Annotated in this window: 25 protein-coding genes; 1 reads left to right on the forward strand and 24 read right to left on the reverse strand. The window is 38.8% G+C overall.

Annotated features, from left to right (window positions below):
• Nucleotides 1-96: 96 nt before the first annotated feature.
• From MHB37_RS29410 to MHB37_RS29475, 14 genes are all read right to left on the reverse strand, one after another.
• Nucleotides 97-1533: an S-layer homology domain-containing protein gene (locus MHB37_RS29410; protein ID WP_076192410.1), complete on the reverse strand. Its 1437-nt coding sequence runs from the start codon at nt 1531-1533 to the stop codon at nt 97-99.
• Between the two features lie 317 nt (nt 1534-1850).
• The gene (locus tag MHB37_RS29415; RefSeq protein WP_019915069.1) at nt 1851-2048 is read right to left on the reverse strand and encodes a cold shock domain-containing protein; all 198 of its coding nucleotides are present in this window, start codon (nt 2046-2048) and stop codon (nt 1851-1853) included.
• Between the two features lie 235 nt (nt 2049-2283).
• Entirely contained in the window at nt 2284-2619 is a 336-nt protein-coding gene (locus tag MHB37_RS29420) for a hypothetical protein (RefSeq protein WP_076192408.1), read from the reverse strand.
• Entirely contained in the window at nt 2612-3001 is a 390-nt protein-coding gene (gene fliS / locus MHB37_RS29425) for a flagellar export chaperone FliS (protein ID WP_076192405.1), read from the reverse strand. The genes MHB37_RS29420 and fliS overlap by 8 nt, the downstream gene beginning before the upstream one ends.
• Before the next feature lie 21 nt (nt 3002-3022).
• Nucleotides 3023-4507: a flagellar filament capping protein FliD gene (fliD, locus tag MHB37_RS29430; RefSeq protein WP_076192403.1), complete on the reverse strand. Its 1485-nt coding sequence runs from the start codon at nt 4505-4507 to the stop codon at nt 3023-3025.
• A 14-nt stretch (nt 4508-4521) separates the two neighbouring features.
• Complete coding sequence (locus MHB37_RS29435; protein WP_038573590.1) at nt 4522-4911, reverse strand: flagellar protein FlaG; 390 nt, start codon at nt 4909-4911, stop codon at nt 4522-4524.
• Between the two features lie 217 nt (nt 4912-5128).
• Nucleotides 5129-6259, reverse strand: coding sequence for a DegT/DnrJ/EryC1/StrS aminotransferase family protein (locus MHB37_RS29440; RefSeq protein ID WP_076192400.1), 1131 nt, complete (start codon nt 6257-6259; stop codon nt 5129-5131).
• 18 nt (nt 6260-6277) lie between these two features.
• Nucleotides 6278-6853: an N-acetyltransferase gene (locus tag MHB37_RS29445; RefSeq protein WP_038573596.1), complete on the reverse strand. Its 576-nt coding sequence runs from the start codon at nt 6851-6853 to the stop codon at nt 6278-6280.
• Entirely contained in the window at nt 6850-7932 is a 1083-nt protein-coding gene (locus tag MHB37_RS29450) for a Gfo/Idh/MocA family protein (RefSeq protein WP_038573598.1), read from the reverse strand. Before MHB37_RS29450 ends, MHB37_RS29445 begins: the two co-directional genes overlap by 4 nt.
• Before the next feature lie 11 nt (nt 7933-7943).
• Nucleotides 7944-9251 carry a nucleotide sugar dehydrogenase gene (locus MHB37_RS29455; RefSeq protein ID WP_076192397.1) on the reverse strand — a complete coding sequence of 436 codons (1308 nt, stop codon included), beginning with the start codon at nt 9249-9251 and terminating at the stop codon, nt 7944-7946.
• Nucleotides 9251-10351 (reverse strand): non-hydrolyzing UDP-N-acetylglucosamine 2-epimerase, encoded by a 1101-nt coding sequence (wecB, locus tag MHB37_RS29460; protein ID WP_076192395.1) that lies wholly within the window; start codon nt 10349-10351, stop codon nt 9251-9253. The genes MHB37_RS29455 and wecB overlap by 1 nt, the downstream gene beginning before the upstream one ends.
• Before the next feature lie 147 nt (nt 10352-10498).
• Nucleotides 10499-12235 carry a hypothetical protein gene (locus tag MHB37_RS29465; protein WP_076192392.1) on the reverse strand — a complete coding sequence of 579 codons (1737 nt, stop codon included), beginning with the start codon at nt 12233-12235 and terminating at the stop codon, nt 10499-10501.
• A 33-nt stretch (nt 12236-12268) separates the two neighbouring features.
• Entirely contained in the window at nt 12269-14140 is a 1872-nt protein-coding gene (locus MHB37_RS29470) for a glycosyltransferase (protein WP_076192389.1), read from the reverse strand.
• Nucleotides 14141-14263: 123 nt separating this feature from the next.
• Nucleotides 14264-15085, reverse strand: coding sequence for a flagellin (locus MHB37_RS29475; protein ID WP_038573606.1), 822 nt, complete (start codon nt 15083-15085; stop codon nt 14264-14266).
• Between the two features lie 592 nt (nt 15086-15677).
• On the opposite strand from MHB37_RS29475, the gene MHB37_RS29480 reads away from it, so the two are divergent.
• Nucleotides 15678-17501, forward strand: coding sequence for a hypothetical protein (locus MHB37_RS29480; RefSeq protein WP_076192387.1), 1824 nt, complete (start codon nt 15678-15680; stop codon nt 17499-17501).
• Between the two features lie 105 nt (nt 17502-17606).
• On the opposite strand, the gene csrA is transcribed toward MHB37_RS29480, so the two are convergent.
• The 10 genes from csrA to MHB37_RS29530 form a co-directional block, all read right to left on the reverse strand.
• Nucleotides 17607-17849, reverse strand: a complete 243-nt coding sequence (csrA, locus tag MHB37_RS29485; protein ID WP_038574930.1) for a carbon storage regulator CsrA — start codon at nt 17847-17849, stop codon at nt 17607-17609.
• A gap of 1 nt (nt 17850) precedes the next feature.
• Entirely contained in the window at nt 17851-18297 is a 447-nt protein-coding gene (gene fliW / locus MHB37_RS29490; RefSeq protein ID WP_076192384.1) for a flagellar assembly protein FliW, read from the reverse strand.
• A 116-nt stretch (nt 18298-18413) separates the two neighbouring features.
• Nucleotides 18414-18980, reverse strand: a complete 567-nt coding sequence (locus tag MHB37_RS29495) for a DUF6470 family protein (protein ID WP_405168781.1) — start codon at nt 18978-18980, stop codon at nt 18414-18416.
• Nucleotides 18981-18994: 14 nt separating this feature from the next.
• On the reverse strand, nt 18995-19912 hold the full coding sequence (flgL, locus tag MHB37_RS29500; protein ID WP_036678463.1) for a flagellar hook-associated protein FlgL: 918 nt from the start codon (nt 19910-19912) through the stop codon (nt 18995-18997).
• Nucleotides 19913-19927: 15 nt separating this feature from the next.
• Complete coding sequence (gene flgK / locus MHB37_RS29505) at nt 19928-21511, reverse strand: flagellar hook-associated protein FlgK (RefSeq protein ID WP_038573615.1); 1584 nt, start codon at nt 21509-21511, stop codon at nt 19928-19930.
• Between the two features lie 54 nt (nt 21512-21565).
• Nucleotides 21566-22066: a flagellar protein FlgN gene (locus tag MHB37_RS29510; RefSeq protein WP_036678457.1), complete on the reverse strand. Its 501-nt coding sequence runs from the start codon at nt 22064-22066 to the stop codon at nt 21566-21568.
• A 12-nt stretch (nt 22067-22078) separates the two neighbouring features.
• Entirely contained in the window at nt 22079-22366 is a 288-nt protein-coding gene (flgM, locus tag MHB37_RS29515; protein WP_036678454.1) for a flagellar biosynthesis anti-sigma factor FlgM, read from the reverse strand.
• 103 nt (nt 22367-22469) lie between these two features.
• The gene (locus tag MHB37_RS29520; RefSeq protein WP_076124340.1) at nt 22470-22880 is read right to left on the reverse strand and encodes a TIGR03826 family flagellar region protein; all 411 of its coding nucleotides are present in this window, start codon (nt 22878-22880) and stop codon (nt 22470-22472) included.
• A 169-nt stretch (nt 22881-23049) separates the two neighbouring features.
• Nucleotides 23050-23904: a ComF family protein gene (locus MHB37_RS29525; protein WP_256716465.1), complete on the reverse strand. Its 855-nt coding sequence runs from the start codon at nt 23902-23904 to the stop codon at nt 23050-23052.
• Nucleotides 23901-25994 (reverse strand): DEAD/DEAH box helicase, encoded by a 2094-nt coding sequence (locus tag MHB37_RS29530; RefSeq protein ID WP_405132544.1) that lies wholly within the window; start codon nt 25992-25994, stop codon nt 23901-23903. The genes MHB37_RS29525 and MHB37_RS29530 overlap by 4 nt, the downstream gene beginning before the upstream one ends.
• Between the last annotated feature and the right edge of the window lie 43 nt (nt 25995-26037).

Consider the following 26037-nt stretch of genomic DNA (forward strand, 5'->3'; position numbering starts at 1 on the left):
GCAACCAATCGCCCTACCGGACCAAAAGTAAACCTGTCGTTATTATAGTACGGATTCCACTCTTATATTCTCCGAATGAAATCACATAAGGTCAGGCTATTTGGTATGAATTTGAATGATTTCTACAGGGGACCATTGAGAACCCGATCCTGCAATAACATATACCTTATAGGCAGTATTTGCTGCTAAACCAGTTAGGGTCTGTGTACGTTTTACACCAGGAGCAAACGTAAGTGTGTCAGTCCATGGAGCAGCCAGTGCAGTACCGCTACCATTTTGACCTAAAGCAATCTGCGCTGCAGTAGGTGCCTTATCATTTGCTGGCAATACTACATATCTAACTGGGGTTGTAGTGCCACCTGTCACACCATATTTAACATATACATCTGCTGTAACTGTACTAACTTGTCCCGGCTCAAAAAGCGAAATCGAGCTAGCAGTAGCTTGAGCAGTAGTCAACCGAACTGTCGTTACAGTAGACAAGTTACCAGCTGCATCCGCCAGCGTGATATATGTTGCATATTCTGTACCAGGATTCAATCCGTAAACAGAGAATGTAACCGTTGTTTCAGCTACAGTCGCAACACTACCATGGATACCACTTGCAGTCCCGTTACTAATTTGTCCTTTTTCCACCTGCAATGCAGTTGGAGCAGTTACATCAGCATTATAAGGAGCTACAACATAGTATACTGCACCAGTTACGGAAGGTGTCAGGTATACATCCGCTGTGACCGAACCAACATTACCGTAGGTTGCCCCACTTACTGTTGGCGCTGTGCTACTTTCGCCGCCACCGTTACCACCACCAGAACCTCCGCCAGTACTGCCACCTGGAGCAGCAGTTGGGGTTGGTGTAGCTGTTGGTGTCGGAGTAGCCGTTGGAGTTGGTGTAGGTGTTACACCACCACCTGTGCCACTACCAGGATAATAAATAGCTGAAGTATTGATAATACCTACAGCCTCGGCACGTGTTAACGATCTCTTAGGACCAAAGGTTCCATCTGGATAACCGTTAACAATCTTCTTTTCCACTGCGGCTGCTACAGCACCTTTTGCCCATGCTGCAATTTGTGCATTGTCTTTAAATTTGTTCGAAGTTGTATTGGTGCTCAATTTAAGTAATTTTGCAGTAATTACAGCTGCTTCTTCTCTTGTAAGCGGATTATTAGGACGGAACGTATTATCCTCGTATCCTCCGATATATCCAGCTTCCACAGCTTTAGCCACTTCACTGTAATTCCAGTTTGTGCTTTTCATATCTTTGAAAGTTACTGTTGCTTTAGTTGTAAACCCTAACAGGCGATTTACCATAGTCACATACTCACCACGCGTAATTGCTTTGTTTGGTTTCACCGTTCCATCTGGGTAGCCTCCAAGGTAACCTCTATCTAGCCATTCCTGCAGCTGACCTTGTGCCCAGTGGCCTTGAATATCCTTAGGTACAGTTGCAGCAGATACGCTGCCGAGAGACCCCAATAACATACTAGTACCTAATATTCCGGTCATAAGACCGCGCCACATCTTCTTCATCCTGCTAATCACCCTCCTAATTGTTTTGATAGCTTAGGCTATATTGAATTTCTTCGTGAATGTAGTAACCTAGGCTAACATAGTGTGTGTCGAGGTAAGATAAACAGCTCAACGTATATCTATTACCCACCTTTTGCAGAGTTCTAACATTTTCCATAAAATGAATTTACAAAATAGGCTATTTTCTTTACTAGGATTGGCTATACTAGACACATATGAACGCACAAAAAAAGGATCTTGGAAGATTCCAAGATCCCTGCTAGCGCTGTCTAAATTGCTAACCATCTACTTATATGTAGTTCGGCTTCGCCGGATGATTATAATTTGATTACGTTAGCTGCTTGTGGTCCACGTGCACCTTCAACGATATCGAATTCTACGGATTGACCTTCATCCAATGTCTTGAAACCATCAGTTTGAATCGCGGAAAAGTGTACGAATACGTCGCCACCGTCTGCAGTCTCGATAAAACCATAACCTTTTTCTGCGTTAAACCATTTTACTTTACCTTCCATTGATTAAACATTCCCTTCGTCATCAGATGAACGTGAGTCTTGCTCACAATTCGACTATACCACCGTAACTTCTTTATTGTCAATTGGAAAAGAAAATGTTTACATTCAATAATTTACCACGTAAAATAAACTATTAAATTTTCCATAAACAAGAAATAGATTCGGTACAATGATCAAAAAAAGGAGCAGACGGTATTTAATACCCGTCTACTCCTATAGTGAAACACCGATAAAACTATTTTTTGCGATCCATAAGAAAACTGTCTGGGGTGTAGGCGGCCTCATAGGCGTTGCGTTGTGTTTTGGCCTGTTCTCTCTGTTGAAGCCACTTAGCTGCCTCACTTTTAAGTTGTTGCATTCTTGCAATTATCATAGGATCGGCTTCCAACAACTCTCGTAACTGATGCTGCTGGTTTACACCGATCGACTGTTTTTTCACATGCTGTTCGAGTTGATCTATCAAATTTTGACGTTGTTCGACGAAATCATTTAATTCTTCATATGAACAATTATCTAGTCTATTAATAATATCTTGAGTAATCTTATTTAACTCTAAGATACAATTATCCATGGGCCTTCTCGTGTGCTGGTGCCAGCTTTGACGCCTCCAACCAAGTTAAGCGGAACTCAGTTAAATACTGTAACGCCTCTTCTGCAGGAACCTTGTCTTTCTTCACATTCGCCTGAATCAACAAATGATTTATATATTCGTATAGATCATTCAAACTTTTAGATATGTCATAGGTAGGATCCAGTGTTGACATCAATTCACTAACAATTGTCTGCGCTTTACCCAGGTTAATGTTTGTCTTTTGATAGTCAACTGAATCGATTCCTTCCATACCCGCCCTTACAAATCTAATCGCTCCATCAAATAACATAATCAGTAACTGTGAGGGGGTCGATGTTTTTACCGATGACTGACGGTATTTTTCATAAGGAGAATTTATCATTTGTGTCACCCTTTTCTCTTACTAGCTAGACATAAAACTTGATAAGCTACTTGATTGGGAATTGTACTTACTCATTGCAGTTTCCATAGCAGTAAACTGCTTATAATATCTGGTTTCCATATCAGTCAATCTGTCAGCCCACGCATCAATTCGGGAATTATAATCCTTCAGAAGTCTTCCCATAACACTCTCAGTTTTGTATGTGCTATTTATATCCGCAGAGAATTTAGATGTGCCCGCCTTCAATACAATTTTATCCAGAGCTTTATCAGCTAAGGTTGAAAGACTTGTAAATATACCTGAACCTCCCGAAGGAGTCTGAAACAAGGATGTAACCTTTTCCGGATTATCAGTCAAGGCTTGTTTTAATTTTTCTTCATTTATATATAATTTACCGTTCTCATAGTATTGTCCTGTAGTAATCCCAAATGAACTAAGATCTCCAAGCTTAGAAGTTATAACGGACCGAAAGTCAGAAACTGTAGACTTCAGTATTGCATCATTCTTCAGTAATCCGCTTTTCGCCTTTTCCTCCCATGTTGTGATTTCACTCTCTTTCATCGCTTCCTTTTGCTCTGATGTCAATGGCGCGAAATCACGATACTTGTTCTCATCTGTCTTTTTAGTGAATAAGCTAATAAGTTCATTATATGCTTCCACGAAAGATTTAATGGTTTCAATAGCTTTAGTAGGATCTGTCTGTGTATTAATTGTTGTAGTACCTGCTGTTCCAGACAAGCCTTGCAAAGTTAATTGAATGCCATTAACCGTGAAATTGTTGGAAGATGGAGTATATTTAACAGGAGTTTCCGTACTTCCTTGCTTACCACTGGAAATATAAACTTCAGCGTTCTCCGCATTTTTCACGGCACCAACATTCATTAGACTTAAAAAAGAACCGCTCAACTTATTCTTCTCTAATACATTGTCAGCCCCGTATTCTTTTGCCGAAATAGTAAATCGTCCACTCACCTCATCAAAACTTGCCGTCACACCTGCTGAACTACTATTAATTTTACTAATCGCTGAGGATATGGTGTCTTCATCAGTAAAAGTAAGAGTGACCCCTCCATCAACTTTAAATTCTAATGGAGTAGTCGCACCTAGCATATCGCTCAATTTTGTTCTAATCGTTGCTTTTTCGGATGAACTGGTAGTAAGCTGTGTTGTTGACTCTAAAGAAGATTTTGTAGCCAGTTTCGTTACCCGAACACTCATTTCTACTCCATTAGCATCAGCATTTGCCTCTGCCTTTACCGCAAGAGTATTTCCACTCACTACTGCCTTTTGTGCATTCATTTGAGATTGTTTGTTCCAACTACTTAACTTATTGGCTTTGAAATCTACAAGTTTACTGTTAAGCTCACGATAACTGTCCCTCTGCCACTCTAATAGAGTTTTCTGTTGATTAAGCTTATCCAGGGGCTGCCTTTTTGCCGACATCATTTGTTTAACAATGCTATCAATGTCCATTCCTGATGAAAAACCATTAACCCTAAGAACCATTTGTTCACTCCTCCCTATACACGTTGATCGATTAAAATTCCTGCAATTTCCATCATTTTCGCTACTAGATCTAATGTTTTTTCAGGCGGTATTTCACGAATCAATTCACCAGTGTCTTCATTTAGTACCTTAACCATAATGTCATGTGTCTTCTCGTGTACACTGATTTCTAAAATAGTTTTCGGTCCTTGTAAAGTCTTCACTGCGCGCTCAATATTCCTGATCAACTGCTCCTCTGCAACCGAGACTGAAATGCCTTCACGCTCTTTGCTACTTAAATCCTTGATATCTTTAACTGAAGTCAATTCGTTCACTGACCCGACTTTTCCATTACCAGGTATTGACTCAGACCTGCTCTGTCCACCAGTTGATGGATTAGCAGATACGGAGAACTGTACATTCATGAGCCCGACCTCCAACGACACTTAGTTTATAATATATATATCGGTTGCAGGAAGGGATAATTTAGAAATAGTACAGATAAATACTATAAAAATCATTTCAATTAAAGCGAAGGACTCCACTCAACCGTCATACAGAAATCAATCGTCAAATGTCCCACATCTTAGTACAGAGGGGACTGAAGTTCTTATTTTTTAAAATGTTTTTGAACCCTTCAAATTACGGAGCTATGCAAGTTTTAATTACCACACACACATTATGAACATCTTCCTCTGTCAGGTATGGGTGCATTGGTAATGACAACACGACATCACATAGTTCATTAGTTACAGTATAGTTCTCATCGTCTACTTCTAAATATGAAAATGCTCTCTGTTTATGCATTGGTTTGACGTAGTAGATCATACTAGGGATATCATTTTCTCTTAACCTTGCTTGCAATTCATCCCTTTGCTTTTTACTTTTCAACTTTATAGTATATTGAGCAAAACTGGAATAAAAACCTTCTGGAACAATAGGGGTTTCTACAATACCACTCAGTTCATTATTGTATTGCTGAGAAAATTTATTAACATCTTCAAGTTCGTGTTCAATAAAAGCTTTTAATTTTATAATTAGTACCGCAGCTTGAATCGTATCCAGTCTAGAATTGACACCTACCCTAACATTATCATATTTATTTTCTCCCTTACCATGAACCTTTAAAGATCTTATTTTTCCAGCTAAACCACTATCATTTGTAAAAATCGCTCCTCCATCCCCGTAACATCCCAAAGGTTTTGATGGAAAAAATGAAGTAGTTGCTGCATTACCGAAACTACAATTTTTTCTTCCATTAATATTACCTCCAAACCCCTGAGCACCATCCTCTAGCACTAACAGATTATACCTATCTGCAATTTCCTCGATCTTACAATAGTTAGCAGGAAGACCAAATAAGTCTACTGAAATAATAACTTTTGGTATTAAATTTCCTTCTTGTATAGTTCTTTGAATAGTTTTTTCTAATTTTAAAGGATCAATATTAAAAGTATCTCTCTCTACGTCTATAAATACAGGAGTTGCACCTCTAAAGGAAACAACCTCTCCAGTTGAGAAAAATGTAAAGTCAGGAACGAATACAGCATCCCCTTCTTTTATTCCATATGCCATCAACACCAATGTCATAGCTTCAGTGCCGTTAGCACAGGAAATACATTGTTCCACGCCTACATACTCAGCCAGTTGCTCTTCAAGTTTACTTATTACTTTACCATCAATGAAATCCCCATTAAGTAATACTTCTTGAACAGCCGAATCTATCTCTTGCTTATATTTTTGATATTGGGCTTGCAGATCCCTAAATTGCATACATCCACCTCTTCAAAATTACCCTTTTTCTATTCGATTTTCTTGAAGCAAACCAGAAATAACAATATATTTTTCTCCACAATATATACAGTTCGTTCTATCCTTAAGTGACTTGCCACATTTACAGACCCAACCAATCTGTTTTGCAGGTACACCTGCCCACAAAGAAAAATCAGGGACATCTTCAGTTACAACAGCACCTGAAGCTATCATCGCCCATTTACCGATAGTATTCCCACAAACAATAGTTGCATTAGCTCCAATAGTGGCACCATATCTCACTATTGTCTTTTCATATCCTTTTCTTCCTTTAGGATATTTACTTCTTGGCGTTAAATCATTCGTAAATACCATAGAAGGTCCACAAAAAACGTAATCCTCCAATTCTACTCCTTCAAAAACTGATACGTTATTTTGGATTTTGACCCCATTACCAATTTTTACATTATTTGATATATTGACATTTTGTCCAAGAGAGCAATTAGATCCAATTTGAACCCCACTTTGAATATGACTAAAATGCCACACCTTCGTTCCATCACCAATGCTTACATCATCATCAACATAACTACTTTCATGCACAAAGTGACTCATTTATTAAACCTACCTTTAAACTCCATAGTGCTCCCCTTTTCTAGGGGTAACTGTATACTTTTACCTTCATATGCTGACTTGTATATAGCAAGTACAAGCTCTAAAGCTCTTCTACCATCTTCAGCCGTAACATACGGCTGCCTATCATTTTCAACTGCTTCGATTACATCTGCATATAGTGGTCTATGGCCAAAACCATATACATTTGGTGGGTCTTCATTATACATTTCTTTAACTTCATCCGGATTATCTCTATTGTCCGCAAAACGCCATTCTTCAATAAGATTCACAGATTTCCCACCTGCTTTTACTGTCCCCTTTTCTCCGAAAATGTACAAGGTCTCTTCAAGATTTGTCTGAAAAACATTAACAGTTCCTTCGATAACTCCATAACTACCATTTCTAAATTTTATAATTGCCATACCAAGATCCTCAGCATCTATGTAGTCATGATTTAAATTATCTGTCATTCCTACAACTTCAACAATTTCGTCTTTCATCATCCATCTCAATAAATCAATATTATGAATACATTGGTTCATTAGGGCACCACCGTCTTGCTCCCATGTCCCCCTCCAAGGAGAATGTTTATAGTAATTCTCTTCCCTATTCCAACGAACATGAGCAGTTGCATGAAACAACTTTCCGAATCTTCCTTGCTCGACAGCTTCTCTGATTTTTTGAATAGACTTATTAAAACGATTTTGATGACATGCGCTTACCTTGAGGTTTTTTTCTGCTGCTAATTGAATAATTTTATCGGCTTCTACTAATGATAATGCAATGGGTTTCTCAATAATAAGATTACACCCCGCATTAAGAGCATCTATTGCAATTTGCCCATGGCTGCCACTTTCAGTACAAATAGCTACTAATTCGGGCCTCTCTTTTTCTAACATCTCTTTATAATCAGTATATTTCCGAGCAACATTTTTTAGATTGAATACAGTAATCACTTCGTCCATTTTTTCGGTCGCTACATCACATAGAGCAATTATCTGCAAATCATTTTCAATCGCTGCGGCTATATGATTTGGTGATATTCTCCCACACCCAATTAGTGCATATCTAAGGCTCAAGTTATTGCCTCCTATAACAATTCTATATTCCATCTACTTTGAATATCTTTCATAGCATTCTTAGTATCAAAAATCACTTTAGCGTACTCCTGTATGAGACTGTAGTCTACTGTTGTATGTGCTGTTGCAACAACTACCAGATCAACATTTTCAATGAGTTGAGCTGTCAATTCAGTTTCGCCTTTTTTTATTTTCCCATGCTCCTGATACTCAGACACATAAGGATCATAGAAAATAACCTCAGCATTCTGCCTTTCAAACTCATTAATCACTCTAATCGCTGGACTTTCCCTGTAGTCATTAATATCTTGCTTATAAGTTACTCCTAAAACTAATATTTTCGATCCATTCAAAGCCTTTTTATATCTATTCAATATTTTACTTGATCTCTCAACACAGTATTCTGGCATTCGGTCATTCACCATCATTGAAGATTCAATCATTGAAGTATGAAATCCATATTCACGTGCTTTCCATGACAAGTAATAAGGGTCAAGCGGTATACAATGGCCACCTAATCCCGGTCCAGGATAGAATGCTTGAAAACCATATGGTTTTGATTTCGCAGCTTCAATAACTTCCCAAAAGTTAATACCCATTTTGTTACTTAGAATTGCAAGTTCATTGACCAAGCCAATATTAACATTTCGGTACGTGTTCTCAAGAATCTTTTCCATTTCTGCAATTGCCGGAGAAGATACTCTGTGAATAGGTGCCTCCAAAACACTTTCGTATAAAATCGCTGCGATTTCTGTGCAATTTGGTGTAACACCACCCACTACCTTTGGTGTATTTTTAGTCTTGTAAATAAGGTTACCCGGATCAACTCGTTCAGGTGAAAATGCTAGATAAAACTCAACACCGCACTTTAATCCTGAGGTTTCAAAAATAGGTTTTAGTAGTTCTTCAGTTGTACCTGGATATGTTGTTGATTCCAACACTATCAGCATATCTTTATGCATATAAGGAACAATACTCTCTGCAGAAGCCTTGACATAACTTATATCTGGCTGCTGATGTTCATCTAGAGGTGTTGGTACACAAATACATACACAATCAGCTTTAGCAACCTGTGCAAAATCAGTAGTGGCCGAGAGCATGCCTGAACGCACGATAGCTTGTAGATCTTCGTTAACGACATCTCCAATATAGTTCACTCCTGTATTAACCAAATCAACCTTAGAATTTTGAATATCAAATCCTATAGTTTTATATCCAGCTTTTGCTTTTTCAACAGCAAGAGGCAGACCTACATATCCCAAACCAATAACACCCAGTGTTGCTGTTTTATTCATTAATTTTTGTTTTAAAAGATCCATTATGTTATCCTTCCATTTACTATAGCTTGGTATATACGGTCAGCAGCATATCCATCACCAAATAACATAGGTTGTGTATAATTCATACAATCAAGCTTTCTACTTGCTGCGGTTAAAATACTTTCACTATCAATTGAACTTAAAACATTCCAATCATTCTCTAAGGTTTCTACCCATTCTGTCTGGTTCCTAAGTGTTACACAGGGAGTCTTCAAAAAATATGCCTCTTTCTGCAGACCACCAGAGTCTGTCAACACCATATAGGCATGGGCTGTCAAATATAACATCAATAAATAACCCACTGGTTCGATAATTATTACATTGTGAGTTGTAATTTTTTGCATTTCTATCATTTTACGAGTTCTTGGGTGAAGTGGCATAATTACAGGTTTATCCATCTCTCTTAAGGCTGCAAAGATATAGGCTAATTTTTCACAATCATCAGTATTTTCAGCACGATGAATGGTTGCTAAATAGTATTCATTTTCCTGTAACTTAGGAATCATTCCATTTTCTCCATGTATCTCAGATAGCCAAATTCCATTAGAATATTGGTTTATAGACATATCTATATTCCTAAGTACTGCATCATACATAATATCTCCAGTATTAAACACATCTGAAATTATACCTTCTTGCTTTAGGTTCTCGACTGCGTTTGCGGTTGGACATAATAATAGTTTTGAAATATGGTCAGTTAATATTCTATTTTGTTCTTCAGGCATAGCCTTATTATAACTACGTAATCCTGCTTCGACATGAAATACTGGAATATGCAATTTACTCGAGGCTAACGCACCTGCCAATGTGGAATTTGTATCGCCATATACAAGTGTTCCATCAGGTTTTTCTATTTTAATTATCTCTTCGATTTTTTCGAGCATTCGTCCTGTTTGTAAACCATGGCTCCCAGAACCCACACCCAAATAATAATTAGGTATTGGAATACCGAGTTCATCAAAAAAAACATTAGACATATTCGCATCATAGTGTTGTCCTGTATGAACTAATATTTCCTCATTCTCTTCTCTAAATAATGCTGAGAATGGCGCTGCCTTAATAAACTGGGGTCGTGCACCAATTATAGTTAATATTTTCATATTGCCATTCTCCTTTCAATTATCAATTCAATATCTATATAATTCGTTAATCTATTATCTAATAGTAAATCCGAAAATTTTCTTCGCTATAATGTTTAATATAGGCTTGTTTCCAAGCCTCGTATCCCTCTAGAATGTACACTAGATTTAATTATTTTCTTTAATAACCTCAGTAAATACATCACTTAACTTTTGGGTTAACTGTCTTCTCTCAAATCCTCTTATATCCTCATTAATAACTAGATCCAAAAATTCTTTAGTCTCCCATTCTTTGTACAAGCTTAAAATATATTCTTGCATACCCTGAACATCTTCAAACTCATAATTCGCCCCTCTACTAGTCTTATTAATTAATGCTTCAACAAGACTTTCAGAAGGAGAAAGTGCTAGTATTCGTTTTCCTAATCTTAGGTATTCAAATACTTTCCCTGTATATACAGATTTATTTTTTTCCCCAGGTCCAACTATCAGTAACAAAAGATCAGCATTAGACGCATACAATAAGCTTTCTTGATGATTTAGATAGCCCAAAAAATCCACAAGATCGTCTATTCCTAATTGTTCTGCTATATCTCTCCAATGATCATCATTTTCCGTTAATGTAAAAATAATCTCTATTTTCTCTCTAGGAATTAGATCATAGAGCACTAAATTATGGACAGCCTTCATGAAGGTTTCCGGGGTTCTTATCATATATATAATTCCGTTATGCATAATCCGGAATTTCTTATCCCCGCCCTGTTCATTACTAGTTAATAATTCAGAGAAATCTTGTTCATCATATCCATTAGTTATTGTCTCAATTTTATTAGTTTCAAGATCAAAACTTCTAATATAATTTTGCATTGCCAACGGGGTAGTGGTTAAAATTTTATCACAGCTCTCCAAAATATTAATTTCCATGCTTTCTATCATTTTAAATAAAATGCTTTTTCTATCAAAATCTGCATATGGGTTATTAGTCCATTCATCTCTAAAATCACAAATCCATTTTTTTTCATATTTATTCTTCAAAAAATATCCTATCAGATGATCTGAATATGGACCTGAAGTAGAATAAATAAGATCAATTTCATCAAAATTAAGAAGATCATTTATTTTGTCCAGCACTTCTTTAGCAAAAACAATTGCATGATCCGGCAGAAAAGCAAAATCATTCAATTTATCTGGATTACTTTCTAATAATTCAATATATTCCTTCAGTATTACATCATTTCCCACAACAGTCTGGTACATTTCTATTAGCTTATTAACATAATAAATATCTAAGTCTTTGTTCTCTCTAATTCTAATAACTTCAACCTCTTGCGGGATCTCTTTTTCTAATGTACTATCCGTAAATGGAAAGTCACCTTCATCCACTGTGAGAACAACTGGTTCCCATCCAAAATCCCTTAGATATTTCACAAACTTCAATGTTCTCTGTACTCCGGATCCCCCGAGAGGTGGAAAAATATACGCTATAATAAGCACTTTTTTTCTCTCAATATAATCATTTACTTGAGTTAATTTCTCAAGTTCAGTAATCTTTAATGACACAATTTCTTTTAGATCACCCAATGCTAAAGGGAATAACTTTTTATATTGTCTATAAGCACTAATATTTTCTTTTCTCATCTCGTATAAATAAGCCAGATTATATATCAAATCGCTATCATATGGTTTTTCAGTTAAGCCCTCTAAAAAATACTTTTCCGCCTTTTTTAGATCGCCCTCCAGTAAAGCAATAGTCCCTTTTATTGAATATAATTCAAAATCTTTTTCCACAATTTTCTCATATTCTAGTATCATTACTTTAACTTCTTCTAAATAACCGTTCTCAATCAAATTCTGTATATTATCCTTAAAATCTCTTGAATAATTCTCCAAATTATCTAAACTCAAACTTCCCCCAACCCTTCTCATAATGTCTAATTACTAACCAGAAATAGAAAGTTTGAATTTATTTCTCATGGTTTTTTTTGTTTCACTCATTCCGTTTTTGTCATCCAACTTTTCGTATAAATTATAGATTCTTTCATAGGAACTATACTCTGGACATATATCTAGTAATTTAGTATAAAACAACTGAGAGTCTTCTAAATAATTTAAATCAAAACAAATATCTCCAAGTAAACGTACAACATTAACATTATTCGGACTTTTTCTGAATGATTGTATTAGAATATCTATAGCAAGTTCCTTGAAAGAATAACCTGATAACAATTCCCCTAATTTATAGGAATTCTCCACTGATCCTTGTAAAAAATACTCCGATAATAATTGAAAATGATCAAACTCTTTCAGAATAATCAAATGCTCTAACATCCTATAAAGTAAACCTTCAATAGGTGTAGTAATTTTCATAGATACCAGTGCATCCTGATTTATAATTGCATTCAATACTTTTGATTCCTTAATACTCAAATTCAATTCATCTCTTACCAGTAATAAAAGCTTCATATCTTTAAAAATCAGTGCCAATAATAAAACATCTTCAACATTTTGTTTCGGTATTTCATCCATTACCATCCAATTAGCTCTTGCTTCTTCATACATCTTATTATATTGCTTTGCCACCGCAATAATATTATCCTGAAGACTGACATTATAAAGGTCAACATATTTGTATAGTAGTGGATGTCGTAATTTATAAAGCACCTCAAGTATTAGCTTTAAATCTTCCTCATCACTTATCGTATATATTTGCTTGAAATTTTCATAAACCTCATCATGAGGAATGTTTGCTTTTGATACAATTTGAAAGTACTTTTCTAACCCAACACCTAATGTTTTCTTTTCTTTTAAAACCTGCGTAATTTGATCGTAGCCTTCAAATAATTGATATGCTCCCTCATGAATTTCAGCCAACTTATACCGAGCCCAATAGCCTCCATTTCCTTCTGTAACAGTTATACCTTGATCTCCAAGTTCTATACATTTTTCGAACGCCTTCATTGCATCTTTTGTATATCCAGCTTCCATAAACAAGCATCCTTGCATATATTTCATATCAGTTTCATTTGGATAAATAGGAATAGCATCTTTTAGAATCATCAAACCCTCTTCATATCTGTGTAAATCTTTTAAACACGAACAAAGGGAAACTATTATCTCTGGTATAATTATCATTTCTTTGCTTAATGAGTATGCCTTTTGCAAATAAGGTATTGCTTTTTCATGTTCTCCTAACCACATATAGGTTTTACCCATATTAAAGAAATTATATCCTGTTGGACTCTCCTTAACTTCCTGTAGCATTAGAGATAAATTACGTCTTTGCTTATCCTTATCTTGTATAACTTCATTCGTGTAACCCGAGTGGTGAATAATTAATTCTCCCGCTGAACCTTTATAATCCCCTTGATTATCCATAACATTTAGATGTTCATGTAAACGATTATGATAGATAAGTTTTTTATGATTGGCAAACAACCGTATAGCCGTATGTTTGAGTATAGTCCCGTACGACATATCATTAATAATCTTTACATAGTAATAATCAAAGTTACTAGAGATATCCTTTTGGAGATCTGCTGCAGGATCCAAGTATTCATCAGCATCTAATATAAGAACATACTGAGAAGTTGCATATTTTAACGATTCATTCCTTGCTGCTGCAAAATCATTAACCCAAGTGAAATGATATATTTTATTTGTATATTGCTTCGCAATTTCAAGAGTACTATCAGTCGATCCGGTGTCGATTATAATTATCTCATCAACTTTATTACGTACACTTTCTAAACATCTAGACAAATACTTTTCCTCATTTTTAACGATCATGCATAAAGAAACTGTCTTGATCATATGGTTATCCTCTCATAAGTCACTTGTTGTTTTACTATATATATCGGAGTTCCATACCCTACTGATTAGCAATAGTAATACAAAAAAAAGAAGCCCTGAGGCTTCCTTTTTTTTGTATTACTATTAACGAAGCAATTGAAGCACAGCTTGTGGTTGTTGGTTCGCTTGTGCCAACATTGCTTGTGCAGCTTGAGCAAGAATGTTGTTCTTCGTTTGATTCATCATTTCTTTAGCCATGTCAACATCACGAATACGGGATTCAGCTGCAGACAAGTTTTCAGAAGTAGTTCCCAAGTTATTAATAGTGTGTTCCAAACGGTTTTGATTAGCGCCCAATTTTGCACGTTCAGCAGAAACTTTTGTAATAGCACTATCAAGAATAGCCAATGCTGAGTTAGCACCTACTTGAGTTCCGATAGCAACGGACTGCAAGCCAAGTCCTGATTTTCCAGCACTCATGTCGCCGATTGACAATTTAATAGCTTGACCTGTATTAGCTCCAATTTGGAATACAGCATTGCTTACGCCAGACCCATTAAGCAATTTCTTAGTATTAAATTCAGTGTCAGTCGAGATACGGGTAATTTCAGTAGTCAACTCAGTTACTTCTTTTTGAAGCTCAGCACGGTCTTCATTAGTATTTGTATCATTCGCAGATTGAACAGCCAATTCACGAATACGTTGTAGAATGCTGTGTGTTTCGTTCAATGCACCTTCAGCAGTTTGAATCAAAGAAATACCATCTTGAGCATTTTTAGTAGCCATATCCAAACCACGGATTTGACCACGCATTTTTTCGGAAATAGCCAAACCTGCAGCATCGTCGCCTGCACGGTTGATACGAAGACCCGAAGACAATTTTTCAATAGCTTTGTTAGTATTCGTGGTGTTAGTACCCAGTTGGCGGTGAGTGTTCATTGCTGCAATATTGTGATTGATAATCATAATAATATTTCCTCCCTGAAAATAAATTAGTTCCACATCCATGTGGTAAACGCTGAACCATTAAGGTCGGCCGCCCTGCCGGACAGCGTCTAATATATATATCGACTAAATGTACTCAAGTGTTTAGTTTTTTTTCGAACTTTTTTTGCATCTTTTAAAACTCCAGTTATATGGAACTAAATCATTTGAAAATCCAAGTTTATTTATGATCTTTTCTTGCAAGTATTCTAATCACTCGAGATTGCATCTTTTTTGCTTCTCGGTGCTTTAAAAATAGAACCATGATCACTTTTCAAAAAAATCCTCATCGAGAGTTGCACATTAATCGTCTTTCATAATCCGGGTATTCTAGCGTATTTACAACACCTCATTAATAAATGATAGAGTTTTTTATAATTTGAATTATTCTCTAAAAACCCTATATATCGGCAATAAATCAGGCATTAAAAAGGAAATAATAATTTACTTTTTTTACAATTTATTATTTGCTATTATTTCACCGATATTATATATAAGTACTACAATTATGATTACATAAAGTTTAAGTAAAACATATGATGTGTACATTTATACATAGAAAGGATTTTTATATATGGAAACCGGGGATACTGTATCCAGTAACATCAAGTGTTTAATAGAGAATTTTGAATCTGCTATAAATAATGCAGATACAGAAAAAGCTTACTCTTTAGTTGAGTTGTATTTAAATAACTTTGGAGAAACTTCAGAGTATTATTCTATTAAATCCGTATTTTATGATTCAATTGGAGACTATGATAATTCTCTACAATCCCTAAAAAAAGGATTAGTTTTGTTTACTGATATCTCCGATTTACTCTATAATTTAGGGTGCATCTTTTATGTCAAAAAAAAATACAAAGCTGCCTTTATATTTTTTTGTCTTACAGATAGTATTTCTGAAGATAATTCTACGTATTATAACACAACTAATTATTTATCAAACTTGTCTGATATATGTGAACAAACTCAATACTCTAATATGTCAAAAATAGATGCTAAATTATTTTATAGAATTTGGAATGCCGAGAATAAAATAAGTATTGAAAATGTTAATTATAATACAGATGAATATATCGACAATGTTTACGAACTAGTACTCGTATCTTACAAATGCATTTTTGTCCCTCGGGAAATCAAACAGAGTGTGATGAATTATGTCCTATATTGTTTTAAAAATCAATATGCAGTTGAATTGGAACATAATCTAAAAAAAACAATTTCAATAAAATTGATTGATCTTCTTGTTGAACTGAAGGATAACCTTCGTAGATTATTTAAAATAAATGTCGCAATTTGTGGTATGGGAGAAAAGACCTTTGCAGTTCGTAATATCTTGTCTTTAGATAACACTTGTATTAAGGCCTATATATCGGATAATCCCCAAATGAATTCATATGCAAATACTCCGTTAATTTGCTCAACCGATGTAGTCCAAAATGATTATGACTATTTCATTCTCATCGAATCTGATGATGTGAAAAATCTATTCATTCATGACTTAAATAAACTAATTAACTATGAGTCATATTGGAATCTTATTTTTACTCATTCACATAGTTGGGCAGTTTACCTCAATTCGATAGAACGTATTAGCGTAAGCGATGGTATTGTATTAGGTATTTCCTACACTCTCCGAGCTATTAACACAAAATACTTTACCAGAAAAATGTGTAATATTTCCGCTTCTAGCCAAGATCTATTTTATGATTTGATGCTATTGAAAGAGGTTTTATTAAAAGACAACGGTAAATTACAACATTGTGTAATAGGGTTAGCTAAATACAGTTTTGAATATGATCTTTCCTTAAGCTCCCAAAACTGGCTTTTAGGCTATTATTATTATCGAACGCAGAGTACTCACAATAATAAGGATACTGCGCTTAAAGATCAAATTAACCAAATTAATATGTTAAATGATATTGTCTTCCTAGAAGATCATACCGTGCGTTTCGCATCCAACTTTAGAGCTTTGTGTGATCAGCAGTTATATAATTATAATAATCAGTTGTTTGATAGTAATTTTCTGGATGACAATTCAAGAAAGAATTTGATTACTGAAATCGAAAAGGACTTTGACAAAAACTACCCATTAACAGTACAAGAAAATCATCGAATATTCGAAGAAATTCTCATACTATTAAAGAAGTATAAAATTAAAGCCACTGTAGTTGTATGTCCTGTAACAAACTTCTACAAAGAACATATAAATGGTACAAAAGTAATCAATGATTTTGAAAATGCCATTAATTATTTTCAAAATAAATATCAGTTTCAATATTTGGATTATTTCGAATCTGATTTTTTTAATGAATCAGATTTTATGGACGCTTCACATTTAAATATAAAAGGAGCCGAAAAATTCACAAGACTATTGGATACAGAAATTTTATGGTGAAACTATAATGTCACCTTTATGTAAAAAGAAGCCCCTCAATCAATTAATTGATTGAGGGGCTTCTTTTTACATAATAATATACTGTTCTAGACCTGTAATATTACATCATAAATCATTATTGGGACTTCGAAGCCGATCAATTAATGCATTCATATCTGAGTGTAATGGAGCTGCGGATTCATGATTAGATTCCTGAATTGTGAGAAATACCTCTTTACGAAAAATATCCACATGTTTTGGGGCTGAAATACCTATTTTAACCGTATCTCCCTCCACACTTAGCACAGTCAACTCAATTTGATCTTGAATTACAATAGATTCACCTTTTTTACGAGATAATACGAGCACTTCAGCCACAATCCTTTCCATCAGTATCTGAACTCTCATGAAACAAGCTATGTTTGGTATGATAAGGCGATTTGTGTAAAACGATTTGTTTCCCCGCTTGTTTCACCGGGTTTAATACAATGGGTGCCAACAGATTAATTGTTGATTGTGCTGTATTCTCCTTAATTGAAATAATACAGCGAACTACAATCTCCGAATCAATTTCCAATTCTTCTGCTTCATTATCAGGCAGCTCAAATTCATATGATGGATGAAAAACAAATGGATCTCCCAATAGAAAGGACACTCCTTGATCCTTAATTGACTGTAAGTACCAAAAAGGAGCCTCTGACATTGCAATCAACGCAAAGCTCTTTTCGTCCTCAAACCCAGGAATTCCTTTAGAAAAATAATATATCTGCTCTTCATCTACTTCAAGTTTCCCCCAAGACAGCGTTTCTATAATCAAGTTGTTCACTCCTCAAAAGTTATGCTGGAAAAAAAAACCTCTTACAAAATCCTAATAAATTATACAAAACACAAAAGCTATAGAAGCGCTTAATGGCACATCTATAGCTTAAGAAGCTACAATTGGACATTCAATTCAGGTGGAATAAACTGAATAGAAGCATATTGCTGCATATAAATATTTAACTTGCCACGAGTATATTCAATTTCGGGATCATGTCTTTCTACTTGAATATTCACTTTTGCGGCTTGAAAATCAATTTGTGGTGCTCTCGTTTCTATATGAATATCTACATTGTCAAATGATGCCGGTCCGCGAATCTCTGGAAAAGAATTTGGTTCGGTATCTGTTCCATATACTTCTGCAATAGTATTTCCAGGCTTGAAAAATTGAGCCATTCGATTACCTTGCTCGACCTTTTTTGCAATACCCTGAAGATACAAATGTTGAATACCTGAGTATATTCTTTTGTTCATATCGAGCATATAGCCACCATTATAGGCTGCCCAAGCTCGGGACTGATCTATAGTAAGCTCTGGCCTAAAAGATTGGACCGTAAGTTTCCCCGGAGTGGTTGTTATATCGACCTCAGCCTTAGGCTGAGTAATCGAGTATGTGCCTAGATCAGCATCAATACCAATTACTGCAGGAGACTGACGTATTTGCAATATCGGCTGAAGCACAAAAACCACCTCCGTTATCTGATAAAGTCTACGAGAGTTGTGGAAATAATTTTCGCGCCCACAGACAAGGAAGCATTATAAATATTCTCCTGAATCTTTGACTCCATAATCAAACCCTCGTAGTCGGCATCTTCTGTCTTTGCCTGTAAATCAGTCAGGTTTACATTTAAGTCACTCAGACGTTCCTGCATTAGTTCTACACGATTGGTTTTGGCTCCTATCTCAGAACGGGCAGTCAGAATGGATTCCATACGCGTATCAATTACATCAAGTTGACCCGAAATAGCCGTGAGATCGCCAGCCTTTAATCCTGCAGAAAGATTATTAATGATTGCAAACAAATTGTCCGCATCCCCGGTATTCCCGAACACATCATTGCCAGTTGTACTTATTGGCAAACGGACACCTTCACCTACAATGAACTGAATCTGCCCAGTATCCGTAGTAATTGCTTTAGATACATCGTAAGTTCCATCTGCACCCTTAGCAAAATCATATGGTTTGGTGGTGTATTGCTCACCATTAAAGATATATTTACCATTTAGTGTACTGTTAGCGATATCCACAAGCTGCTCTTTTAGTTGCATCACTTCTGCATTGATACTGTCCAGTGCGGATTGCGGATTAGTACCTGTCGAAGCTTGTACAGTCAGTTCACGAATCTTTTGAACGACATCTCCAGCCTGTCCTAGAACTGTATCATTGAAATCAAGCCATGAAAGTGCGCTATCAACATTCTTAGTATATTGTTCATTAGAGGAGAGCTCCGCACGGTAGCGCAGGGAATAGGTAATCCCTACCGGATCATCGGAAGGCTTGTTGATCTTGCGTCCGCTGGAAAGCTGTAATTGTGTATCGTTCATTGTACGTGCATTGCGGTTTAAGTTAAGCAGAAGCTGTGAATTCATCATGTTAGAGGTTACTCTCAACATACGCTATATCTCCTTTTATCTGCCGACTGTGCCGGTGGAATTAATCAATTTGTCGAGCAGTTCATCAAAAGTAGTCATAAAACGTGCTGCCGCACTATAAGCATGCTGGAACACTAGCATATTCGACATTTCTTCATCCAGTGAAACGCCACTGACTGATTGACGCCGGGAGTTAACCTGCTCTACCAGATAATCTGAGTTATCCGTCTGACGTGCAGCCTCTTGGGATTGAATACCAAGTTGGCCAACCATAGAGCCAAAAAGTCCGCCAACAGTGTTGCTCACACTACCATCCGGTGTAGTAAATTTACTATCCTTCAGGCTAGTCAATAAGAGTGCCAACGTATTATTTCCTTTAACGACTTGCGTATTTCCATTCGCATCAACAGTTGTACGTAACGAAGTTGCGAATAAATTCACATCCGCAGCAATTTCCGGATTTAGCTTAATCGTTCCAGCCTCGCCTGATGTTACAAAGAAATCGCGTCCGGCGCTTCCATCCATCGCGTAACCTAACTTGTGAAGTCCGTTAAACCCTTTGACAATGGTCTTGACGTCCTCATACATTGTTGCGCCCTTAGGCATGGCCTGACCAGCGGTCAAAGTAACTACGGTACCGTCAGCTTGTGTAATCTTGGCATCACTTGTCAACACTGTGCCCTCAGGAAGATTGGAGCCAGCTGGCACTGTAATTTCAACGTCACCTGTAGCAATAGTGCTCGCCAAATCATTGAGCTGTTTCTTGTAATCGGCAACATAGGTATTATTGGAAAAAATCATTCCGTAAGCCTCGCCGCCCTTCAAAGTTCCGGAGGCATAAGCATTATTAAGAAACGCGCCATCTACGGTTGCAGTTACTTCTCCACCCTCTACGAGAGGTTGTCCACCCAAAGAAATGTTATAACCCGCTTCCGTCTCTACAACAGTAATATTAGCAATTTTGGAGAGCTTGTCCGCCATCAGGTCTCGTTGATCACGTAGATCGTTCGCATGATCCCCCATACCCTCAATCTTATAGATGGATTTATTTAGATCTGCGATCGCGGTCAGGTAACCCTGAGCTTCTTTTGCTTTAACATCTATATTAGTGGTTAGATCCCGCTCCAGATTATTCAGTTGCGTGCTCATATAGTTCATAGCATCCGTCAAAGATTGTGCAGTTTGCACTACAATCTTACGGGCTGTTGGATCTTCAGGGTTCTTACTTAGATCCGACCAAGATTTCCAGAAGTTATCCAGAACTGTACGAATGCCTGTATCGGATGGCTCATTAACGATAGCTTCCAGCTTAGAGAGCGTATCTGCTTGTAGACTCCAGTTGCCGAAAGCAGCGTTCTCACCACGGTACTGATCATCCAGAAACATTTCTCGAATCCGATCGATAGATGAGAATTCCACCCCTGTACCCATTTGACCTGGAACAGTAGATTTTAACAATCCGTAAGCTTCAATAGGTAAAGAGGCTTGCATATTAACACGTTGACGAGTATAACCTTCGGTATTCGCATTAGCGATATTGTGTCCAGTTGTATTAAGAGCTGCGGTCTGAGTAAAAAGGCTGCGTCTCGCCGTCTCTATCGAGTGAAATGTGGATGTCATGCTTCTTACTCCTCCTTATGTTCTGCTCCGGCAGAACACTTCATCAGTACAATTCTAACCTCGTGCATCAAAAATCCCCGACCGATTTACGTTGTTGCCTTTGTCGGACGGACGATGATAAGTGATATCCTGATTTGGTCTTCCGACCAACAGATCCAAAGAATAATCTATAAATGTAAGCGACTGCTCTATCAGCTTCTGATTTAGGTCATTGGCTTCTTTCAGGCGATGCAAAGTGCCCGAAAGCTTCTGCTGAATATGCAGCAGTCGTGCCTTGTCTTCAGGGTCAAATATAAGCCTGGACAGCTCCGTTAGGTTCAGGTTCAGGTTGGAACGAATACCCACACCTTGCAAAACGGTATATGCGGCTAATATTCGCTCTTCCTCGAGCTGCCCAATTACCTTCATTAGCTTGGATTCACGGTTAAGGATGTCGATTAACGCATCCACCTTGTTATCCATAATTGTCTGTTTCTTCTCAGCGGCCAGATCCAGCATTTGAACATGCACTCCATCTAGCCGCTCCAATAGTTCTATTAATGTCGTCAATGCCATGGATGTTTTCACCTAATTCTCGGAGGATTGCTTAAAGTAAGGGGCGAGTTTCTCTGCTAGCTTAGATGCATCAACTTGATAGGTACCTGCGGAGACCTGCTGCTTTAGATTGTCGATCTTAAGTGCGCGTTCTGGATCATTCTTGCCAGTGTTTTGTGCTTGCAAGAGTTGAATCGCTTCATCAGAGATCGAAACCTCATCCTTGCGTGTGCTTTTCTTCATTTGTTCCTGCCTTTGCGCTTCCGCGCTGCGTTGATACGGATTAATCGCGTTAATTCGTCCGGTCTCGTTAATTTTCATAACTTCCACCTTCCTTCTAATATAAAAAAGCCGATAATCTTTACTAAGTTTATCGGCGTAGACTGAAACATTCTTTATAGCTGCAAACGTTTTTTTGCAGATTTTATAGGTCACGCAGCTTATCTATGGCACGATATGCACCATCAGATGTCTTTTTAGTAGTATCCTCAGCAGAATTTTCCTTGACAGCATTCGTGAGATCTTTCCTGAGCCGGCTACGACAGCTGTCACACATATGGCCATCCCGAATCAGTGTACCACACACTTCGCAAGGGTACATCATATTGGGTGCATTAGCTATAGAAATCCGGCCTTCTCGAATAAAGCGGGTAATCTCTTTAATAGAAATCCCCGTAGCATCGGAGAGCTCCTGAATGTTGGTTCCTTTGTTTTCCCGTAAATAATTCACGCAGATCTCATATTCATGCTCCAGCTCTTTGATACAGGCCGAGCACAACCCCATAAGATTCTTGACAAACAACCGGCCGCACCTTGGACAATTGTCTAGATTCATAACAAGCAGCCGCTCCTCTCCGTACATTCTGTGCAATGCATAATATTCTTATGCTCCTAGATTACATGATTGCAAGGAATTCGTCTATGGGACAGAAGAAACGCTACCAACCGCAACTAATCCTTAATGGAATGGATATAGCTGTTCACAATCATGCATTTTTCGCGTTTTAGGAACGCGCCCAGGTTAGGCTATAGATTTCTGCAGCATAATCATAGTTAGAAACCATTTGTTTTAGAATTTCGGCACAAGCACGAATCGTGCTTCCGGTTGTATAGATATCATCAACAATAATAATTCGAATAGGACGGCTTATAGGTGAGTTATCTTTCAGCCAATCCTTAAATAGTGTGGAGACTGCCGGATTTGCTCCAAAAGCATTCTTCATATCTGCCAGTCTCTCCGCACGTCCTTTAAAGCTCTGCTTACCTGTATGATGTGTACGAATTAGTAGCGGTAGCTGTGGAATCTTTCTATGCCGAGATAGGACATCGGCCAATCTTTCCGCTTGATTAAAGCCCCGTTCTAGAAGCCTGGTATCACTGACAGGTACCGGAACTAATAAATCAGCTGACCAAAGGCTGTTTTTTATGTACCTTTTATGTTGAATAAGATGAAAAAAAGATGCTTTCTGAGATAAAAGAGCCCCCTGCTGCTTTTCCTCCTTTAGGGTTAAATATGCCCTATCCAGCATGAGTCCAAGCAGAGGGGCATATCGTTCATTCCCGCGATATTTATATTGACCGAGCCATTCTCTCATCTCATTAGTGTAGGCTACCGCACTCCGGTTACATACAATGGGTGAGGGCTCAGCGCTGCGAGTGCAGTCTGGACAGCCTACATGCCGCCCACATATCAAGCAACGTGGAGCGCGTATCCAAGGAATGGATTCCGCACAATTCTTACAGATACCAGGCAGCTGTGAGGACTGTGGGCTGTGCTTCCCGCAGGTTAGACATTGAGGCACGGAGGGGGTAAGGAGGAAAGACAGAGATTTTCGGAACCTTGTAAGCTTGGTATTCATATAGCCCCACCTTTACGAATATATCCTTGGCGGCGAGCAATGATATTCATAGTACGAATCTGAGCAATCGCTCCACGCTGGGATCGGCTCCACTGAGGGGAGGCAAATACAACATGGCCATCAGGATCATCTTTAGAACGACCAGCACGGCCTGCCATCTGTACCAAAGAGGCTTCGTCAAAAAGACCACTGTCTGCATCCAAAATAAATACGTCACTGCGTGGCACGGTAACTCCCCGTTCCAGGATCGTAGTAGTCACTAACAAAGAGATGATACGGTTGCGAAAAGCAGTTACCTTTTCTGCCCGAAATGAATCCTTGGACGAGGTGCCTTCAATAACCACGCCGGGAAAGCTACGACGAAGTAGTATCAGCAATCCTTCGATATGAGCTATTCGAGACACAAATAGAAAAATTTGTGCTTTTCGCTCCAGTGACTTTTGAAGATTTTGTATAAGCGATCTTGGCAAACTTCCACGCTTTAGACAGGTCAGAACCGAGGGTATACTCAAATGCTGCGGGATAGGCAAGGGATGACCATGGAAGCGGACAGGCACTCTGGCATGTGGAAGCTTGCCTAACCGGACCAAACGCTGCATTTCTTGTGGTGGCGTAGCTGATAAATAGATGAAAGAGCCGTCCACTTTACAGGCTTGTTCAGCGGCATAGGCCAACATAGGATCATTGTGGTAAGGATACGCATCCAGCTCGTCGATGATTACGAGATCATAACCTTGATGGAAGCGCAGGAGCTGATGGGTGGTTGCGAGCGTTAAGCGACCACTCACCCAGCGATCTGCGCTGCCGCCATAAAGTACGGCGAGAACCTCCGCCGGAAAAGCCCGGGCGAGCCGCGGCGCGAGCTCAAGTACGACGTCGCGGCGCGGCGTCGCTACCAGCGCCCGCCCTCCGGCGGCGAGCACAGCCTCTAGGAGCGGGAAGATCATCTCCGTTTTCCCCGCTCCCGTTACCGCCCAGAGCAGAAACCGCTCTGGGCATGTACTGGCGGAGCGCTTGCGCGCCTCCGCCAGAAAACCCAGCGCAGCGCCAGCGGCTCCCGCCTGCGCTGGGCTCAGCCCCCACCGGCCTGCGGCCACGGAGGGGTCAAGGGCGGCCGTGCATCGCACGGCCGGAAGTGCTGCGCTGCGCAGCAGCAGCGCACAAGCCCGGCTGCGCCCAAGCGCGAGGCAGGCCTCGCAATAGGCGCAGCCCATAAGCCCGCACGCGGCGCATGCCGTGCGGCCGGTGGGCACGCTGCCGCAACGCAGGCAGCGCGAAACCGCGCGGCGAGCGACAGCGCCGCGCCACAATAAGTGCGGCAGCCTAGCCGCCGCACGCATCATAACGCCAGCACCCGCAGGGAGCTGGCGGGCCCGCGCCCCGTGCGCAGCCGGGGGCGCATTGCCTACGGCGGCTGTAAGCAACAGCCGCCCCTGCAGATGCGCCAGTTGTGCCGCCTGGCGCCAGCAACCCCCTAGCTCTGGCAATTCTTCTGCCAGCAGCGCTTCTACTTCCGGCTCCAATAAAGAGCGTCCGGCCACAGCCCGCAATAATTGCTCTGAATCCAATTCTAGCAATCCAGAATCAAAACCCTTTTTTTCACTCCCGCAATACCTTTCATTCTTCTTATTGTCCTGTTCTATTCCGAAACTCGATTTATTAGGCTTCCATATGAATATTCCATCATTTAACCACTGTGCCTCCCACAGTCCCCCTGCCTCTTTCTCCTCTCTCAACTCAGCCTCGAGCATACTATTAATATATTGCCCCCATTCCTTAATCGCCCAGGTGCCCATTACGCTTCTTTGTTTAAAGTTGTCCCGGAGCTTCACAGCCCAACCTAGCGGCAACGCAGAAGAAAGCAGAACCAAACTATTCGCCGCTAAGGAACTCCCAGCTTTCTTCTCCGGTCTAGCTACAGACCACCACCATCTATCCACGCTAAGATCTAATGAAATTCCAACCCTCCAGCTCCCCTTGCATTCCACAGCATATACAGCGACTTGTATAATAATCCCTCCTACCTTTCGCTTGTACTTAGCAACTCCATATTTGATCCCAAATTCACGACTCCGTCTCCCCAAACGCAAAAAGCACACTCCCCCAGTTCTTGGAGAGTGTGCTTCACCCGTT

The sequence above is a fragment of the Paenibacillus sp. FSL H3-0286 genome (assembly GCF_045040705.1).
Taxonomy (GTDB): domain Bacteria; phylum Bacillota; class Bacilli; order Paenibacillales; family Paenibacillaceae; genus Paenibacillus_AQ; species Paenibacillus_AQ odorifer.